This window comes from Aeromicrobium sp. PFPM2_SD2 (assembly GCF_057364525.1).
The window spans coordinates 1-943 of sequence record NZ_JBNFNZ010000658.1; the positions used below are offsets into that span (position 1 = coordinate 1).

1 pseudogene is annotated in these 943 nt (G+C 76.0%); it reads right to left on the reverse strand.

The features are described from left to right. Positions 1-48: 48 nt before the first annotated feature. Positions 49-943: pseudogene (locus AC2W7G_RS17225) on the reverse strand (hypothetical protein); the annotation flags it as partial.

Genomic DNA, 943 nt, shown 5'->3' on the forward strand with positions numbered 1-943 from the left:
CCCCCAGCTCGGCCGCGGCCGACAGCCCGACAGTCCTCGTGCGGGCGGTCAGGGCGGCCGCGAACGCCTCCTCGGCCGGCCGGCCCGGTCCCAGTGCAGCGCGATCTCGTGCCAGGTGCAGCAGTCGAGCCGGCGCTGCATCGCCTCGGCGTACCGCGCGTGGAAGCGGGTGCGCTCGCCGGGCAGCAGCTCGTCGTGCAGGGCCTCGGCGACCAGCGCGTGCCGGAAGGCGTACCGGTCGCCCTGCTCGACGATGACATGGGCGTGGATGGCCTCGCGCGCGGCCTGCTCGAACTCGGCCTGGCCCAGCACGTCGCTGAGCACGTCGTGGCGCACGGCCTTGCCGCCGGCGGCCAGGACGCGCAGGAAGTACTGGGTGGCCTCGTCGAGCCGGTCGTAGCGGGCCAGCAGCAGGCCCCGGAGCGTGTCGGGCAGCGCGTCCTGCTGCACGGCGAGCAGCTCCTCGACGTAGAACGGGACGCCCTCGCTGCGCTCGTGCACCCGCTCGACGAGGGCGAAGTCCGGGCGGCGGCCGAGGATCGCCCGCGCCTGGGCCGCGACCTGGTGGCGGGTCAGGCGGCCCAGCTCCAGCCGCTCGGCCCGGCGGCCGCGGTCCAGCTCGGCCAGGAACGTGCGCACCGCGTGGGTGCGGGGCACCTCGTCGGTGCGGAAGGTCATGACGACGAGCGCTTGGGCGCCCTGCGCGGCCACGAGCAGGTACTTCAGGACGTCCAGCGTGCCCGGGTCGGCCCAGTGGACGTCCTCGACGAGCAGCAGGACGCCGCCGTCGTCGCCGAGGTGCTCGACCAGGCGCGCGAAGCCCTCGTGCACCCCGGCCGGGCTCGCGGTCCGAGCGCAGCCGCGGGTCGAGCGAGCCGAGCGCGGACGCGGTGGGGCCGAGCATCTCGCGCACGTGGTCGAGCCCCGACGGCGTCGACCGCCT